General features: G+C 62.4%; 14 protein-coding genes. 4 read left to right on the forward strand and 10 right to left on the reverse strand.

Annotated elements, in window-relative coordinates; all coding sequences use genetic code 11:
• Positions 1 to 2: 2 nt before the first annotated feature.
• From BBSC_RS09565 to BBSC_RS09575, 3 genes are all read left to right on the forward strand, one after another.
• Entirely contained in the window at positions 3 to 776 is a 774-nt protein-coding gene (locus BBSC_RS09565) for an ABC transporter permease (protein ID WP_046726005.1), read from the forward strand.
• Positions 773 to 1561, forward strand: a complete 789-nt coding sequence (locus tag BBSC_RS09570; protein WP_046726006.1) for an ABC transporter permease — start codon at positions 773 to 775, stop codon at positions 1559 to 1561. Before BBSC_RS09565 ends, BBSC_RS09570 begins: the two co-directional genes overlap by 4 nt.
• Positions 1562 to 1919: 358 nt before the next feature.
• The gene (locus tag BBSC_RS09575; RefSeq protein WP_033517853.1) at positions 1920 to 3011 is read left to right on the forward strand and encodes an amidohydrolase family protein; all 1092 of its coding nucleotides are present in this window, start codon (positions 1920 to 1922) and stop codon (positions 3009 to 3011) included.
• Between the two features lie 104 nt (positions 3012 to 3115).
• Here BBSC_RS09575 and BBSC_RS09580 read toward each other — a convergent pair whose 3' ends face one another.
• From BBSC_RS09580 to BBSC_RS09620, 8 genes are all read right to left on the reverse strand, one after another.
• Complete coding sequence (locus BBSC_RS09580; RefSeq protein WP_033517855.1) at positions 3116 to 4093, reverse strand: ribokinase; 978 nt, start codon at positions 4091 to 4093, stop codon at positions 3116 to 3118.
• 76 nt (positions 4094 to 4169) lie between these two features.
• Entirely contained in the window at positions 4170 to 4970 is an 801-nt protein-coding gene (locus BBSC_RS09585; protein ID WP_033517857.1) for an energy-coupling factor ABC transporter ATP-binding protein, read from the reverse strand.
• On the reverse strand, positions 4970 to 5875 hold the full coding sequence (locus BBSC_RS09590) for an energy-coupling factor ABC transporter ATP-binding protein (RefSeq protein ID WP_046726007.1): 906 nt from the start codon (positions 5873 to 5875) through the stop codon (positions 4970 to 4972). Before BBSC_RS09590 ends, BBSC_RS09585 begins: the two co-directional genes overlap by 1 nt.
• Positions 5863 to 6627, reverse strand: coding sequence for an energy-coupling factor transporter transmembrane component T (locus BBSC_RS09595; RefSeq protein ID WP_033517859.1), 765 nt, complete (start codon positions 6625 to 6627; stop codon positions 5863 to 5865). Before BBSC_RS09595 ends, BBSC_RS09590 begins: the two co-directional genes overlap by 13 nt.
• 58 nt (positions 6628 to 6685) lie before the next feature.
• A complete protein-coding gene (locus BBSC_RS09600; protein ID WP_033517862.1) occupies positions 6686 to 7300 on the reverse strand; it encodes an ECF transporter S component in 615 nt (204 codons plus the stop codon).
• A gap of 106 nt (positions 7301 to 7406) precedes the next feature.
• On the reverse strand, positions 7407 to 8342 hold the full coding sequence (locus tag BBSC_RS09605) for a nucleoside hydrolase (protein ID WP_033517864.1): 936 nt from the start codon (positions 8340 to 8342) through the stop codon (positions 7407 to 7409).
• 230 nt (positions 8343 to 8572) lie between these two features.
• A complete protein-coding gene (locus BBSC_RS09610; protein WP_033517867.1) occupies positions 8573 to 9583 on the reverse strand; it encodes a LacI family DNA-binding transcriptional regulator in 1011 nt (336 codons plus the stop codon).
• A 233-nt stretch (positions 9584 to 9816) separates the two neighbouring features.
• Positions 9817 to 11361: a glycoside-pentoside-hexuronide (GPH):cation symporter gene (locus tag BBSC_RS09620; RefSeq protein WP_081892912.1), complete on the reverse strand. Its 1545-nt coding sequence runs from the start codon at positions 11359 to 11361 to the stop codon at positions 9817 to 9819.
• Between the two features lie 365 nt (positions 11362 to 11726).
• On the opposite strand from BBSC_RS09620, the gene BBSC_RS09625 reads away from it, so the two are divergent.
• Positions 11727 to 15026 (forward strand): glycoside hydrolase family 2 TIM barrel-domain containing protein, encoded by a 3300-nt coding sequence (locus tag BBSC_RS09625; RefSeq protein ID WP_033517870.1) that lies wholly within the window; start codon positions 11727 to 11729, stop codon positions 15024 to 15026.
• Positions 15027 to 15083: 57 nt separating this feature from the next.
• Here BBSC_RS09625 and BBSC_RS09630 read toward each other — a convergent pair whose 3' ends face one another.
• Positions 15084 to 16094, reverse strand: coding sequence for a LacI family DNA-binding transcriptional regulator (locus BBSC_RS09630; protein WP_033517873.1), 1011 nt, complete (start codon positions 16092 to 16094; stop codon positions 15084 to 15086).
• Positions 16095 to 16399: 305 nt separating this feature from the next.
• A complete protein-coding gene (locus tag BBSC_RS09635) occupies positions 16400 to 17167 on the reverse strand; it encodes a hypothetical protein (protein WP_033517875.1) in 768 nt (255 codons plus the stop codon).
• Between the last annotated feature and the right edge of the window lie 107 nt (positions 17168 to 17274).

A 17274-nucleotide genomic window follows, 5' to 3' on the forward strand; every position in this document is an offset into this window, starting at 1 on the left:
GCATGCTTTCCTCGATTCGCATGACGCTGCGCAAACCGTGGGTCGGCGGCACCGTGGGCATCGTCCTTCTGCTGGCCGTATGGTGGATCTTCACCACGAGCCACGAGAATTCCGCTTTCCCCAATCCCGTCAAGGTCGCGCGTTCCGTAGTCGACGACGGCTGGGGTTTCTACAGCGCGAACATCGGCAGCACGATTGGCCGTGCCGGATGGGGATACCTGATCGGCAACCTGGTGGCCTTGGCCCTGGCCGCCATCGTGCTGGTGCTCCCCCGCTTGGAGGAAATGGTCTCGCAGATGGGCGTGATCACGAACTGCCTGCCGATCACCGCGGTCGGCCCGTTGGTCATGATCATCTTCGGCAGTCGTGTCTCGGCCATTGTGCTGTCGGCGATGCTGGTGTTCTTTACCACGCTGGTCGGGTCTCTGGTCGGCCTGAAATCCGCGTCGCGCACCATGCTTGACGTCATATCCGCCTACGGCGGCAGCTCATGGACCCAGGTCTGGAAAGTACGGCTGATCGCCGCGCTGCCGTCGGTGTTCTCCGCGCTGCAGGTGGCCATCCCCGGCGCCGTGCTCGGCGCCATCGTCGGCGAGTATCTCGGCGGCATCGACACGGGCATCGGCGTGGCGCTCAACGCCGCGCAACGCCAGGTCCAGCCGGAGCGCGTATGGGCGCTGAGCATCATCACCGGACTGATCTCGTTGTTCGGCTACGGTCTGGTCGGTCTGATAGGCCGCTGCCTGACGCCTTGGGCGAAGGACGGTCATCGATGAGCACCAGCATTCCCCGCTTCATTTTGCGCCGCACGGTGATGACCGTGCTGGCCATCATCGTAACTTGCGTACTCTGGACGCTCATTCTTGAAATCTTCAAGGTGAACACCATGATCGGCAAGCGGCCGTGGGATGTGTATCGGTTCCTGTTCGTCGGGGACGGGGCCGCACAGAATCGGCAGACCCTCGGCGCCGACCTGCTGGTCGCCGTGCGCGACGCCGGCATCGGATACGTAGCCGGATTGCTGACCGCATTCATCCTTGCGCTGCTGTTCTGCTTCTCCCCGATTCTGGAGAACATCATCATGCCGACCGCCATGGTCTTGCGCTCGATCCCGCTGGTCGTGATGACCCCGCTGATCACGCTGATCCTGGGCATCGGGCAGAAAAGCGTGACGACGCTGGTTATCATCGTCGTGTTCCTGCCTGCGCTGGCCAACATCCTATATGGTCTGCGCAACGTGTCGGGCGAGCATCGTGACGTGATCCGCGCGTTCGGAGGCAATGCGCTGACCCTCCTGCTCAAGGTGTCGCTGCCGGGATCGATCCCCTCGCTGTTCGCATCGGCTCGGGTCTCGATCCCTTCAGCGGTGGTCGGCGCCATGATAGCCGAATGGCTCTCGACCGGCGAAGGCTTGGGCGGCTCGATCTCCAAAGCAGTGGCCGCATTCTCCTACAGCCGCATGTGGGCATCCGCGGTCACGATCGCACTGGTGACCATGGTCGCGTATTCGGTCATGAGCATCATCGACGATCTGGTCGCACGCCTCTACGCACAGGACTGAGCACGCTCCCGGTCCGGCGGACTCAAGTCAGCACCACAGTCGCCGGCCCATAACGATGCAGCGAGGTGGCGGTCCAAGGATCGGACCGTCACCTCGCTTATAATCAACCAATCCGAATGATCGCCGCCATATGGGACCGGCGACGTCATGCGCTCCCCCGAGCGCCACATCGATGGAGGATGCAATGGCCGATAACGGCACCTTAGTGAACATACCGCTTTGGGATGGGCAACGCTACCAAGGCGACTGCGACGTGACTTGGGACGGCGGAATCATTCGTAAGATCCGCTCGCATGCCGATGGCCTCTCATCCGCCGGTTCCGACACCGATCGAACGGTCAGAGCAGACGCCCCGGGCATGAACGGACTGTGCGTGATCCCCGGCCTAGTCGACACCCATCTGCACCTGTGGTATCCGACAGGCAACCGCAGGATCGCGGACACCTCGGCATGGCCCCTGTACACGCCTCCGGAGGAACGCTCGCTGCATGTGCTGGGCAATGCGCTGGCATGCATGCGCAACGGCGTGACGACGATGCGCGACATGTCGTCCCATAGCACGGAAATGGCCGTGGCCCGCGCCTTGGACGAACAGGTGGTTCCCGGTCCCCGACTGCTGGTCAACGGCGAGGTCGGCATGAGCGCAGGCCACGGCGACCTGTTCACGCCGCCTCGGGCACGTCAGCGCAACCCCGTAGCCGATTCGCCCGACGAATGCCGCAAACTTGTGCGCTCGTGGGCCCGTGAGGGCACGACCGGCATCAAACTGTATCTCAGCGGCGGCGTGCTTTCCATGGGAGACAAGGTGGGCTGGCGCAACCAGACCATCGCCGAGATCCGCGCCACCATCGACGAAGCGCATGCACTGGGATTCCAAGTGGCGGCGCACACGCACACCATCGAAGGCATCCAGATCGCGCTGGACGAACATGTCGATTCCATCGAACACGCCACCGCCATGACCGACGAGCAGATGGACGCCATCGCCGAACGGCGTATCCCCATCGCGCCGACCTTGCTGATCAACGACCGCATCGCCCATGGCGACGTACCGGTCTCGCCTGAGGCCCGTGATAAGGCACGCCGTATCGTCGAGCATCGTGACGACATGTTCCGCAAAGCGGCGGACAGGGGCGTGCGCTTCGTACTGGGTACCGACGCGTGCAGCTCGCTGGTCGCCTACGGCGATCAGATGGAGGAGGTACGCGACATGGTCCGGGTTTTCGGTTGGGACGCCGAGCGCGCGTTGCACGCGGCCACCGCCGACGCCGCCGATGCGATGCGAATCGGTGACACCGTCGGCCGGCTGCGGGCCGGCTACGGCGCCGATCTGCTGGTCATGCGCGGACGTCCATGGGAACGTATCGAGGACCTCCGGCTCGACAACATCGTCGCCGTGGTCAGCCGCGGCGCGCTGGTCAGGGGCACGCTTCCCCGCACGGCGGCCTGACGGGGCACGGCATCCGGCATCGTCCCGATATGGTTTGGGGCCGCAGCCCGATAGGAACTGCGGCCCCAAACCGTACACATCACACGGTTACACGGCGATGCGCATCACGAGAACCGTTCCCGTATCTGCGCCGCCGTACCGTATGACGCCTGCGCGCCATATCCGGTTGCCGCGTACGCGGAAACGAAAGAGGCGAGTCGCGCGGCGTCGCGCAGCGGGAAACCGGATGCAAGGCCGGCCAGCACCGTGCCCATGAACGAATCCCCGCACCCCGTGGTGTCGACGGCATTGACCCGGACCGGATCGATGCGCGTCGCCGGGGACTCGCTGCAGGTCGCGTCAAGCACCATCGAACCATCTCCGCCAAGCGTGACGATCGACTGCTCGAAGCCGAACTCGCGCATGCGCTCCAGCGCGGCGTTCCAATCGAATCCGGACCAGTCATCATCAGCCGGCTCGTCGATGCCCAGCATCTGCGCCATCTCATGCTCGTTGACGAGCAGAACATCGGACGACTCCACCAGCGAATCCGGCAGGGTCGGCGTGAACGGCGAGTTGTTGAGCAGCACCCTCACCCCGGCATCGTGGCACATCCGCGCGGCGGCGGTCACCGTTTCGATCGGGCTTTCCAGGCACAGGCCAAGCACACTCGACGATGTCAGCGATCCGCGCATCGATTCGATGTAGTCGACGCTCACCTGCGCATTCGAACCGGGCGAATACACGATCGTGTTCTCACCGGCGGCATCCACGGTGATCACCGTGGTGCCGCTGGCCCCGAGCACACGCCGCACATTCGACGTGTCCACGCCGGCTTCGCCGAGCTGCCCGAGAAGGAAATCGGCGTTGGTGTCCGAACCGACCGCTCCGAACATCCGCACCGTGGCGCCGATGCGCGCCGCGGCGGCGGCCTGATTGCCGGATTTACCGCCAGGCAGCACCTGCAGCGGACCACCGGTGACGGTCTCGCCCGGCCCGGGAAGCCGCTCGGTGGTCACCGTGTAGTCGGCGTTCATCGAGCCGACCACCGACACCGTGCCATGGATGCGGCTCAGCGCCGCAAGAGTCGCGAAGTCGGTCATCATTATCCTTTTCCTGAAAACGCTTGCACCCCGGTCGCACCATCTCGAGTACAACCCGTGCAAGCACGAGCGACGCTCAACGTTGCAACCTATCGATCAAGGTTTGCGTATCTACCGTGTTGGCGGGCAGGCCCAGCAATCTGGCGAGCGTACCGACGTACGGTTCCTTGAGCATGCTCTCGTCCAGCAGGTTTTGGTCGCCAAAAATACTACTCGCATCGCCTGTCATCAGCAGATTCTTGTGAGCCATGACGTAGATCATGTCAAAATTATTGACCACGAACTCCATGTCATGGGTGATCGTGACCACGGTCTTGCCTTTGCGTTCAAGCTCCCGGAAAATGCCCTCCAGACAGCGGATGCCATGCAGGTCCTGTCCCGCTGTCGGCTCGTCGAACACCAGAATCGAACCATCCATGGCCAGCACAGAGGCGATGGTGACGAATTTGCGGATCGACAGCGGCAGATTATAGGGGTTCTCATCCATGGCCCCGGTCAGATCGCACAGATCCGCCGCCCAATCCACATGCTCCCTGATCTGTTCGTCGCTCTGCTTGAGCACCTTCGGACCATATTCGATCTCTTCACGGACCGTATTGTGGAAAATCTGGTCATCCGGGTTCTGGAACACGTATCCGGTCGTGCGGGACAATTGGGCGGCCGTGTACTCCTTCGTGTCTTTGCCATCAACCGTTACGGTGCCGTCAGTCGGCTTGAGCAATCCGTTCATCATCTTCACCGTGGTGGTCTTGCCGGCTCCATTCTGTCCGACGATGGCCACACGGGAACCCTGTGGAATATCAAAACTGACGTGCTCGACCGCGGAGAATCCGTTGGGATAGGAGAAACTCACATCTTCGAAATGTATGATGCCCATTACTCGCGTCCTCCCTTTTCGGCGCCGTCCGCTCCAGTCGCATCCGATGCCGAGGCCTTGCCCGCATACGGCTTCAGCTGCTCGGCCATCTCATCCACCGTGACGATGCCGGGAGCGATGTCAAAGCCACGTTTTCTCAGCTCATCGGCAAGCATCACCGTCTGGGGCAGCATCACATCATGATCATGCAGCAGCGCGAGATCCGACAGCACCTCATGCTTGTCCCCGGCGCGGATCAGACGGCCATGGTCCAGCACCAGCACCTCATCGCTGTATTGCGCGACCAGTTCCATCTTGTGTTCCACCAGAATGATGGTCTTGCCCATATCCTTGAGTTTGCTGATGATGTCGAACACACGCTCGGTCTCCTTCGGATCGAGCTGCGAGGTCGGCTCGTCGATGACCAGCACGTCCGGCTCCAGTACCAGCACCGAGGCCAATGCCACACGTTGCTGCTGTCCCCCGGACAGTTCGAAGGGGTTCTTGTCCTTCAAAAACGCGATGTTGGTGAGCTCCATCATACGGTCGACGCGCTCGCGCATCTGCGGTACCGGAACACCGAAATTCTCCAGGCCGAAAGCGATTTCGCCGTATACGGTATCGCGCGCTCCGGTAATCTGGTTGAACGGATTCTGGAACACATATCCGATGCGTTCCGAAAGTTCTCCCATGGTGTATTCGGACAGATCCTTGCCGTCGAATATGACGTTCCCCTGCATGCCACCTTGGAAAAAGTTCGGCACGAACCCGCGGATGATATTGCACAACGTGGTCTTGCCGCTGCCATTGGCACCGATTATGGTGTAAAAACGTCCTTGTTCAAGGGTGACATCGACATCGACGATGGACGGCGAGTCCGTTAGAGGATACGAATATGTGACGTGCCTAAGCTCTATATAACCCATAGCGCAATTCCTCCGGCGATTGCGGCGACGAACAGTATCGTGGTGAGTATCATGACCGTGCGATCGGCCGAAGTGCGTTCAATATCCTCCAAATGCGTGCGCTGACTCTCCGAAGAGAACCCTCGAGCCTCCAGTGTGAGAGCGCGCTCCTCGGTACCAGATATCGAACTGAGCACCAGCGGCACCAGAGTCGGCACAAAGACCTTCGCACGCACCATGAGGCTGCCTTCGGTCTCGACACCGCGGGCACGTTGCGCGTTCATGATGGTATCTGATTTTTTCTTGAGCACCGGCACCATCTGCAAAGTCGAGAGGATCACGTATGTGGCTTTTGGGCTCATACCGGCCTTCTCAAGAGACAGTACAAAATCCTTCTCTTTGGTAACGGCGAAGAACCAGATCAGACTGCCGCCGACGCACATTAGAATCAGACCGAGGTTCAGGGCAAACATCAACCCTTCCCATTTGGCATTGAATATCCAAAAAGAAAAGATAATATGTTCGCCAGTACCGAAGAACATCTGGATCAGAACGAGCAGTGCGAACAACGCTCCAACGGAATTACGAACACGACGGATGAATACCGGCCAGACGCCGCTGGCCACCGCCAGCACATTGACGAGCACGAAGCACACCAACTTGCTGACGAGGCTTGGCATCACCATGCCAATGACGACGAAAGCCACCGATATGTAGAACTTGGTCAGCGGATAAAGAGAGACTATCCGGTTTGACTGACTCGAATTACTCATGTGGAATGACCTTTGCGCGAGATTGAATTCATCGTATTACAGTCATTTGGCATTACAGTCACTTGCCGGAGGACGCGGTCTTCGTGATGTACTTGTCGCCAAAGCGATATTTCACCAAAGAACGAGCGGGAATTGCACGGATGATGAGATATGCGACAAAGATGGACAGCATCTTGCCGATGGATTCGGTAACGATGTACACGGAAAGCACCGATTGCAGAATCTTCTGCCCCGTCGCCATCAGACCGGCCGCAAGCATCGACGCGCCACCACCGGTGGATCCGCCAAAGAAGAACACCGTCACAGGCGTTGCGGTCAGCGTGGCCACAATGGCGATGACGATACCGGAAATGACCAGTTTCCACACCTTATTGGTCATGTTGTACTTGGCCAGCAGTCCGGCGGCAATGCCGATGAAGAAGGCACAGATCGCATATGGAATAAGCGTCGGATCAAAGATACCATTGATCAGATTCGTCAGCACGCCGGTGACTGCGGCAGGAATCGGACCGGCAAGCAGACCCACCAGAATGACACCGATGGTGTCAAGATCAACGGGAATCTTCAACACGGAAGTCAACTGTCCACCGACGATATTGATGGCAATAGCCACGGGGATCAGCAGAATGACCATAAGAGAGAAATTATCCTTGGACATTTTATTCTTCATCATGTTCGGAAGTTCTTTCTATTTCTATATATGTGTGATGTTGTGTGTGCTGGTGGCATGCGCCCCATTGGACAGTATTCTCAGACACGCACTCTGCATAGAGCGGAATCTATACACCGAATACAGTGGAAAGGAAAAGATCAAAGAAGTCTTGTACGTTCACAGCAGCCGCGTACTTTGCGTTGCACCGCCCCTCATTCCAATGTCCGTCGAGATCCACTATTGACTGACCTCTAGCAATGCCTTCCGTCACCACGTCGATATACGCCGGACGCACATCGAGAATGCACGGATTGAGGTAATAGGCAACAGTGAGCACATCATGCAACGGCGACACCGCCTTGCGTCGGGTCCTCCAGTTGTCTTCAAGTCCCTCCCGCGTGATGTCGTAGACGAAGCGAGAGATGGGCGTGCCCGTCATGCGGATGATCTCACGATGCTCGCAATCCAGCGCAATACGGTTCGTCACATCCAGACCAACCATCGTGACGTCACGGATACCGGCCTGCAGCACCTCATGCGCGGCAAGCGGATCCGCCCAGAAATTGTATTCCGCCACCGGGCTCATATTGCCGGTGCTTTTCGCGCCTCCCATGATGATGAGTCGCTTGAGGCTCGGAGCGAACCGTTCGGACCGCCTGATGGCCAAAGCGACATTGGTGCACGGGCCAATGGCGAACAATGTCACCTCGCCCGGATGCGCGATCACATAGTCGACGAGGAAATCAACGGCCGGAACACTCTCCTCGGTCTTGTCGGAAGCGATGGAATCCGCGTATCCACCCAAGCCGTCATCACCAAAGGCATCCACCGTTTCAGGCACTTCCTGGTTGAGCGCGGCCACCGAGCCACGGTACACCGGGATGTCGCTCCGGTCACATAACGACAGGATATTGCACGCGTTCCGAGTAGTCGTATCGATTCTGCCATTGCCAGTCACCGAGCATATCGCTTTGACGTCCATGCCGGCTTTGATCGCCAAGATGATAGCCAAGGCATCATCGCTGCCTGGATCGCAATCAATGATAATAGGGGTTGAATCCATGCATCACTCCTTCGTGACTCCTCATTACCGCATCGCTGCATGCATTCATGATCTACGTCTTCATGCACATTGCATCATCTTTAACCATCAATCGATGATACAACGTTTTAGCAGCAATAAAATGATGATATAAGGTTTTAGCTCATTTGTCAAATGCGACTATTCCATACATGTCTGTCCGGTAGAAGTCATCACATATGCAAACTGCAACACAAACGCGTCATGCTGTTTTATCGGCATAACGCACTTGACGATTTCCGCGCGATGAACACGGTCGGCACATACTGCGTGCCAGCCACCGCCTCGCCGTCGCCGGCGAGCTGGCGCATCAGCAGTTCCACGCCCTGCCGCCCCATCGTCTCGGCCTGCTGCGAGATCACCGATACCGAGGGCGTCATCATCGTGAACGCCGCGATGTCGTCGAACGACACCACCGACATATCCGCCCCGACCTCCAGGCCACGGTCGGTCATCAGGCCAAGCATGGTAATGGCGTCCGGCGAATAGGCAAACACGACGGCGCTCATCCCGGATTCCGCCAGTTCATCGAGCGCCCGCTGCCGGGACTCGTATGTCGCGTCGCAATTCACCACGATCGTTTCGCCATCGGCGAGCAGCTCGCCCGTTATGGCGCGAAACGCCACTTCACGCTCGTTGACGCTGAACGACCCAAGCGCCGGATGCGAGACATAGCCGATCCGGCGATGCCCCAACCGCATCAGCTCCGCCACGGCGCTGCGTATCCCCGGGTACGGATCGGACACCACGAACGGGACCGAGTCGACGCTGGGGACGCGGCGGTCGACGAACACCAGCGGCAGGCCACGGCGGACCAGCGATTCGACGCCCGGCGAATCCACGCCCTGCGGCACGACGATCGCGCCGTCGATCCGCTGCCCCAGAAGATTCTCGATAAAGGAATCCTGACGCTCCACGCTCTCGCCCGACGACCCGATCAGCGTGGTGAATCCGCGGCGGTACAGCTCGTCCTCCATCGAGGAGACCAGGTCGGCGAAATACGGGTTGCGCAGGTCGGGCACGAGCAACCCCACGGTCTTGGTTTCGGAGGAACGCATGGAACGCGCGCGCTGATCGGGCACGTAGCCCATGCTCTCCACGGTATCGCGCACCAGTTTGCGCGTCTCGTCGGAGAACCGTCCCTTATCATGCAGGATCTGCGATACGGCCGCCACGGAGACACCGGCCTCACGAGCAACATCCCGTATCGTCACATATGCCATGTCATTCTCCCGCCGCCGAACGCTTATGCTCCTTCATTCTAACGTCCACACGCGCAATCGGCCGTCCGGCAGGGCCATGCGTTCCCGGCGGCGGCTCGCCGGGCCCACCATGACACGGCGCATCGTCGGGAGAAAACGATGCGCCGACCCGTGCGAGCCGGTCTTCTTTTGGGGAACGGCCCGCACGGTCGCATCGAACCGCACGGCCGGCCCGCTCCTCCGCAGGCGGCCCGTCACGCCCCTTCCGAACCCAGCCGTTCCTCCAGCTCGTCGACGATACGCGCGTGCATTTTCTCGTCGATCTTCACGGTGAACGCGAACACCAGCAGGCTGAGCACGATGAGCGCCAGCGGCACGTAGAACGCGAAGGTCTTGAAGGTCTGGATGTTCTCGGCGGTCATATCGGCGGCGGTGGCGGCGCCGACCATGCCGGCGGCCACAGCGATGAAGCCGACGAGCCCGTTGGACATCGCGCCGGCGATCTTGTCGAGCATCGGACGCACCGACAGGGTCACCGCCTCGTTGCGTTTGCCGGTCTTCAGCTGGCCGTACTCGATCGAATCGGTCAGCGACAGGATCGCGGTCATCTGGATGAACGTCGCCGGCAGATAGAACAGGACCAGCGCGGCGATCACCACGGGCAGGCTGCCCGACCCGACGATGAACAGCACGTAGCCCGCCACCATGAGCAGCATGCCGCCGATGAACAGCCATCGCCGGGGCACGCGCCGGTTGACCGCCGGGAACAGCGGCGTCATGACCAGACCGGCGATCACCGGAATGACGCCGGTGATCGCGAATGCGCCGGACCGGTCGAGCACGAAGGTGAACAGGTAATACATCACACCGTTGGTCGCCACGTTGGCGATCGCGTACAGCAGGTATGCCAGCGCCACCCACAGCAGCTGGTCATTGCGCGAGATCGCGGCGAACGCCTGCAGCGGGTTGCCGCTGCCGGCCTCCCTGGACCGCAGCGCGCTCTCGTTCTCCTTGGTGCCGAACGCCACCGAACACGCGGTGACCAGGCCGAGCAATGCCACGATGACGGCGAAGGCGGTCCATCCCGGCTGGCTCTCGGCGCGCGAACCGGTGAACAGATAACTGAACGTCGTAACGATCGGCACCACGGCGATGGTGATGCCGTTGTATCCGATCGAACCGGTGAAGGTGCCGAGAGCCGTGTATACGCTGCGCTCGTGCGAATCGGAGGAGAGGGCCGGGATCATGCCCCAGTATGAGATGTCGCGCATCGAGTAGAACACGTCGAGCAGGACGAACACGATGACGAACAGCACGATGAACCACGTCTGGTTCACGTTGACAAGTCCAAACAGTCCGGTGTAGACCATGACGATCAGCACCGCGCTCACCAAGCCGCCCATGAACTGCCACGGACGGAACCGCCCGAACCGCGTATTCGTGTTATCCACCAGGTTGCCCAGCAACGGGTCGAGGAAGATCTCGGCGATGCGGATCACCACGATCAGCCCGGTGATCAGGCCGATGAGCCCGGTTGCGACCTTCCGGTCGACGCCGGCGAACAGCGTGCTGGTCACGTACACCACAAAGTATGTGCTCAGCGCATTGTAGAACGCGGATTGGCCCAGATTGCCGAACGCATAGGCGACGCGCTGGCGCAGGCGATGGCCATCGCCCCGGTCGGGCCGCCGCCCATCGGGTTGTACGGCGATCCGTTCCGCCGGCCGAAGCGCCGGTTCGGCAACGGCCTCGTCCCGATCGCCGCAGCGGCCCGATTCTCCTTGTTTCGATTCGCTCATGCGTCACCGCTCCTTACCAGAATCCTCACGGGACCATCCACGGCCACCGCAGCCAAAAGTATATGACGTTACCTAGAAAAAGTAAAATTCTTTACTAATTTCGACACTTCGGCAATCTGCGCCGAATCAGCCCACACGCCGGCAGCGGCAATCCCCTCGATCTCACCCATATCCGTCACAATCGGAGCGCACCGGATCCGCCAGGACGCACCACACCGACATAACGAGCACTTGCTTTTCCCCAGCAAAACCATTACCTTATTCAGTAAAGAGTTTTACCTCTGTGTAATGAACAACGACGTTACGCCGTCACGCATCGACCGCCGGCAGTGATCGTCACCGACCGACAAGGAAAGCTGGAATTCATGTCCTCATCGAAACTCGTCGCCACCGCAGCCTGCATGGATTGGCTGACCGACCCGACCGTGTTCGCCGTCAACCGCGAACCCGCGCACTCCGATCACCGCTTCTACGACCACGCGCCGCTGCCGGGCGAGACGATGGGACTCAGGCAAAGCCTGGACGGCCGGTGGCGCGTCGCCGTCACCGAGGCGCCCCGCCACGCCTTCCCCTCCTTCCCCACCGCCACTGCAGCCGCCGCCGGCAACGCCGCTCCCGCCACCGCCCAAACCAACGCAACCAGCCCGACCAGCCCAACCACCGCCAACGCAACCCCCGATTTCGCGCTGCCGGACTACGACGACACCGCCTTCAGCGGCGTCGAGGTCCCCTCCATGCTGGAAATGGCCGGGCTGCTCACCCCCAAGTACGTCAACCAGCAGTATCCGTGGGACGGCCACGCCGACCCGAAGGCGCCGGATATCCCGGATCACGGCCATGTCGCGGTCTACCGGCGCGACTTCGCCCCGAGCGCGACGATACAGGCCGCCCTGCGGGCCGGCCGCCGCGTCACCGTCACCTTCCACGGCGCCGCAACCGCGATCTACGTGTGGCTCAACGGCGCGTTCATCGGCTATGCGGAGGATTCCTTCACCCCCAGCGAGTTCGACGTCACCGCCGCCCTGCGCGAGGACGGCAATATCCTGACCGTCGCCTGCTACGAATTCGCGAGCGCCAGCTGGCTCGAGGACCAGGACTTCTGGCGCCTGCACGGCCTGTTCCGCAGCGTCGAGATCACCGCACAGCCGGCCGCGCACATCGAGGACCTGCACGTCACCGCGGATTACGACCATGTGAGCGGCGGCGGCACGCTGGACGTGCGCGCCATCGTCCGGGACGCCGACAGGGCCGGCCGCGCCAAGGTCTCGCTGGCCGACACCGACGGATCCGTGCTGTGGTGCGATGATTACGACGTCGCCTCCATCGTCGACACCCTCGACGGCTCCCGGTTCACCGACAGCACGATCGGCACCGCCGCGATCCGCTTCGGCACGGCGCTGGCCTCTGTGCTCCCCTGGAGCGCCGAGGACCCCCGTCTGTACACGCTGACGATCACCCTGACGAGCGATTCGGGCGAGATCATCGAAGTGGTGCCGCAGCGGTTCGGCTTCCGCCGCTTCGCCATAGTCGACGGCATCATGACGCTTAACGGCAAGCGCATCGTGTTCAGGGGCGCCGACCGCCATGAGTTCGACGCGCGCCGGGGCCGCGCCATCACCGAAGCCGACATGATCGCCGATCTGACCATATGCAAGCGCAACAACATCAACGCCATCCGCGCCTCGCACTACCCGAACCAGTCACGCTGGTACGAACTGTGCGACGAGTACGGCATCTACCTGATCGACGAGACGAACCTCGAGACGCACGGCACCTGGTCCTCCCCCGGCGACGTGGTAATGTCCGACACCGCCGTGCCGGGCAGCGACGAGCGGTGGCTCGGCGCGTGCGTGGACCGCGTCGCCAATATGATCGGCAGGGACCGCAACCACCCGAGCGTGCTGATCTGGTCGCTGGGCAACGAATCGTACGCGGGCGACGTGTTCCGCGCGATGTACCGCTTCGCGCACACCGCCGACCCGACCCGGCCGGTCCATTACGAGGGCATGACGTGGAACCGCGACTACGAGGACGTCACCGACATCGAAACGCGCATGTACGCCAAGCCCGATGAGATCGAACGGTATCTGACCGATGACCCGCGCAAGCCGTACCTCTCCTGCGAGTACATGCACGCCATGGGCAATTCGGTCGGCGGGCTGCACGAATACGTCGCTCTGGAACGCTACCCGCACTATCAGGGCGGGTTCATCTGGGACTTCATCGATCAGGCGATCTGGCAGCGCATCGGCGACGGCACCGAGCGGCTCGCCTACGGCGGCGATTTCGGCGACCGCCCGTGCGATTACGAGTTCTCCGGCAACGGCCTGGTGTTCGCCGACCGCACGCCGACGCCGAAGCTGCAGGAGGTCAAGCGGCTGTATGCGAACGTGACGATCACGCCGAACGGCCACGGCGTGGCGATCGCCAACGGCAACCTGTTCCGTTCCACGGAGGGCGACCTGTTCACCGCGCGCATGCTGGTGAACGGAGAGCCGCGCTGGCAGGCCGACTGCCGGTTCGCGGTGGCCGCCGGCGAGACGCGCGAGTTCCCGATCATGTTCCCGGATGCCGCAGCCCTTGCGGCCGGCGCACGCGGGCTCGGCGCGGACGGCACGATCGTCGAGGTCACGTACGAGGTCAGCCAGCGGCTCGCCGAGTCGACGCCGTGGGCTCCGGCCGGATACGAGATCACCTTCGGCCAGTTCACGGAGCGCGTCGACGGCGTGGCCGCCGCGCCGGATCCGGCCGCGCGCGCGGATTCCGGCGAATCCGATGCCGGCCCATCGTCCCCGTCGGGTTCCGGCTCGGTGACGATGGGCCGCTGGAACATCGGCGTCAGGACCCCGGACAGCGAAATCCTGCTGTCGCGGGCGCACGGCGGCATCATCTCCTTTGTGCGGGACGGCCGCGAGATGGTGATCCGGCGACCCTCGATCACCTGCTTCCGCCCGCTGATCGACAACGACCGCGGCAACGCGAGCGGCTTCGACCGCGCGCAATGGTTCGGGGCCGGCCGCTACGCGAGCGTCACCGGCACGCGCATCGAACGCACCGACGCCGGCGTGACCGCCGAGTACACCTACGCGCTGGCCGAGCCGAACCGCACTGCAGTGACCGTCCGCTACGCGGTGGATGCCTCCAGCGGGCGCATCCGCCTGACAGTGAACTATCCGGGCGGGGCGCAGGCGCCGACGCTGCCGGCGTTCGGCTTGGAATGGATGCTGCCCGAGCAGTACGCGAATCTGCGGTTCTATGGTCTCGGCCCCGAGGAGACGTACCGCGACCGCCTGCATGGCGCCAGGCTCGGTGTCTTCGAGCGGACCGCGTCCGAGGATTGCGCCGCGTACCTGGTGCCGCAGGAGACCGGCAACCATGAGGGCGTGCGCTGGGCCGAGGTGACCGACGGCGACGGCCACGGCATGCGCGTGAGCCAGGCCGGCGACGAGCCCTTCGCGGCGAGCCTGCTGCCCTACAGCTCGCTCATGCTCGAAGAGGCGACGCACGCCGACGAGCTGCCCGCCGTGCGGCATACGTTCCTGCGTCTGCTCGCCGCCCAGATGGGCGTCGGCGGCGACGATTCGTGGGGCGCGCCCGTGCATGAGGCCTATCAGCTGCCCGCGGACCGCCCGTACACGCTCGACGTGACGCTCGAACTGATCTGATTAATCCGCCGGGGGCCGCATCCCGTGCGTCCCCCGGCCCCGTGCCTGCTGGCCGGCTCAGTGTGCGGGCACGAAGCTGCCGCGCACTACCAGCGGCGTGGAGATGAAGGTGTGGTGCCGCACGGCGCGGCGGCGCGCGATCGCCTCGGCCAGCATGGTGATGGCGGTGTCGGCCAGCTCGTTCTGGTCGATCGCATAGGTGGTCAGCGGCGGCGAGGTGTATCGCGCGATCGACTGGTCGTTGATGCTCACCACGCTCGTGTCTCGCGGGATCAGCACGCCGGCCGCATTGAACGCCTGCAGCGCGCCGACCGCGATCGAGTCGGCGGCGATGACGAATGCGTCCGGCAGCGCGCCGGCATGATCGCGGATGGCCAGCTCGCCGAGCCTGCGGCCGTTGTCGACGGTGAACGCGCCGCCCGCGTAGATCAGCCCATCGGTCTCCACGCCAAGCCGCTCGCTCCAGTTGCGGAAGGCGATCAGCCGGCTGTCCTCGGGGTAGCCGTGCAGCCCCATGGTGTAGCCGGTGCCGCCGATGTACCCGATGCGACGCTTGCCGGAGGCGATCAGCCGGTCCAGCGCGTCGAGAATGGTCTGGCTCAGATCCGGCTGCACCGAATCGAACAGATCGGGCGCGGGGTTGACGTCGATGAACACGCCGTACGGCAATACGGCGTGCAGGGCGTGCAGATCGCCGGCAGACAGCAGCGACGGGCCGATGGCGATGAAGCCGTCGAAATGGGCGGCCTGCCCGATCAGTTCGCCGATCGTCGAAAACGAGGTCAGGTCCATGCGCTGCCGGCCCGCGCTGCGTTCCAGCACGTCGCGCAATTCGTTGAAATACGCGTCCTGAAGGTCCTCGTCGGGAGTGAAGTTGCTGAGCACCGCGACCGCGCGGGGCAAGGCGATGCGCGGCGTCTGGGTGGCATAGCCCAGTTCCTCGCTCACCGCGATGATCTTGCGCCGCGTATCGTCCTTGACCGACAGCGTCGGGTCGCCGTTGAGCAGCCTGGATACCGTGGCCTGGGAGTATCCCGCGCGCTGCGCTATTTCCCTGATCGTGACCATGATCGGCTCTCCCCTCGATATGGCCCGTATGGCACGCATGCGCACCGCGCGGCGCGGCGCAAGTATGGTCATACGTCGCATTCAGTAAATTTCTTTACTTTCCAGTGTAGCGTACCATCACTGCCGACATCGCGGAAAGCATACTGAACGCCCAGAGGCGCCAGACACAACCACAGGCAGCGGAGAGCCTCCGCCATACCTTAGCCATACCTTTAGGGGTCATATATAGCAGCTTGTGCGACATGCCAACAAGGTCCATGCCTCGCCTACTCTGCCCCAAGGCTAAGGACGGAAGCAAGACCGCCCTACTCGAATGCGAGATAATCGATCAGCGCGCCGATCAGATCCGTGGTATGCGCGTCCCGGACAAAGCCGAGATACATGTCGCCGTTGGGCTCATCGGTGCCGAAACGGCCGGTCCACGTCGAGGAACGCGACAGATTCAGCCCATAGGCGTACGGCTCGCCGTCGGTCGTGATCGAATCGTCCTCGTCGGACTTCGTCGGCGAATCGAACTCCTGCGCGTCATCGGCCAGCTTCGCCGCCTCGTCCTTGCCCAGCGCCTCGTCGAGCGGCACGATCATGCCCCGCGACACGATGGTCTGGAAGGCGTCCTTCGGCGCGATGATGGCCGTCAGGTTGCCCATGTAGTACTGGGTCGACAGCTTGGCGTCCGAACCGTCCGTGTACGAGCTCGACGACGTGTAGGTCGAATCGAAATAGATGGTGTCGGGGTCGGCGCCGGCGGCCTTGGCGAACTCCTCCGACATGGCGTCGATGCTCTGCGAGTCCTCGACCATGTCCATCACCATGATCTCGAGGCGCATCTGCGGCGCGGGATTGAGCATATGCACGACGATCGCCACGACCAGCGCGACGATGCCGACCGCCAGCAGGCTCCACCCGAGGAAGTGCTCCCGGAAGAACGCCCAGCGCTCGCGCCCGCGCAGCCGGCGGAAGGTCTCGATCTTCGACTCCTCGGCATTGCTCGGCGCCGCCGCCAGATCGCTGACCATCCGCAGTTGCTCCTCGGTCAGCGGCCGACCCTTGGTACGATCGTCATCCCGTGCCATTACCAGCACCTTTCATCCGTATTGCGGGCATTCACCCCATTCACGTTATCCCCCGCACCTTACCGTACGGTGACATTGACGGCTCGTCCCGCACTCGGCGGACATGC

This window comes from Bifidobacterium scardovii JCM 12489 = DSM 13734, from assembly GCF_001042635.1.
GTDB lineage: Bacteria > Actinomycetota > Actinomycetes > Actinomycetales > Bifidobacteriaceae > Bifidobacterium > Bifidobacterium scardovii.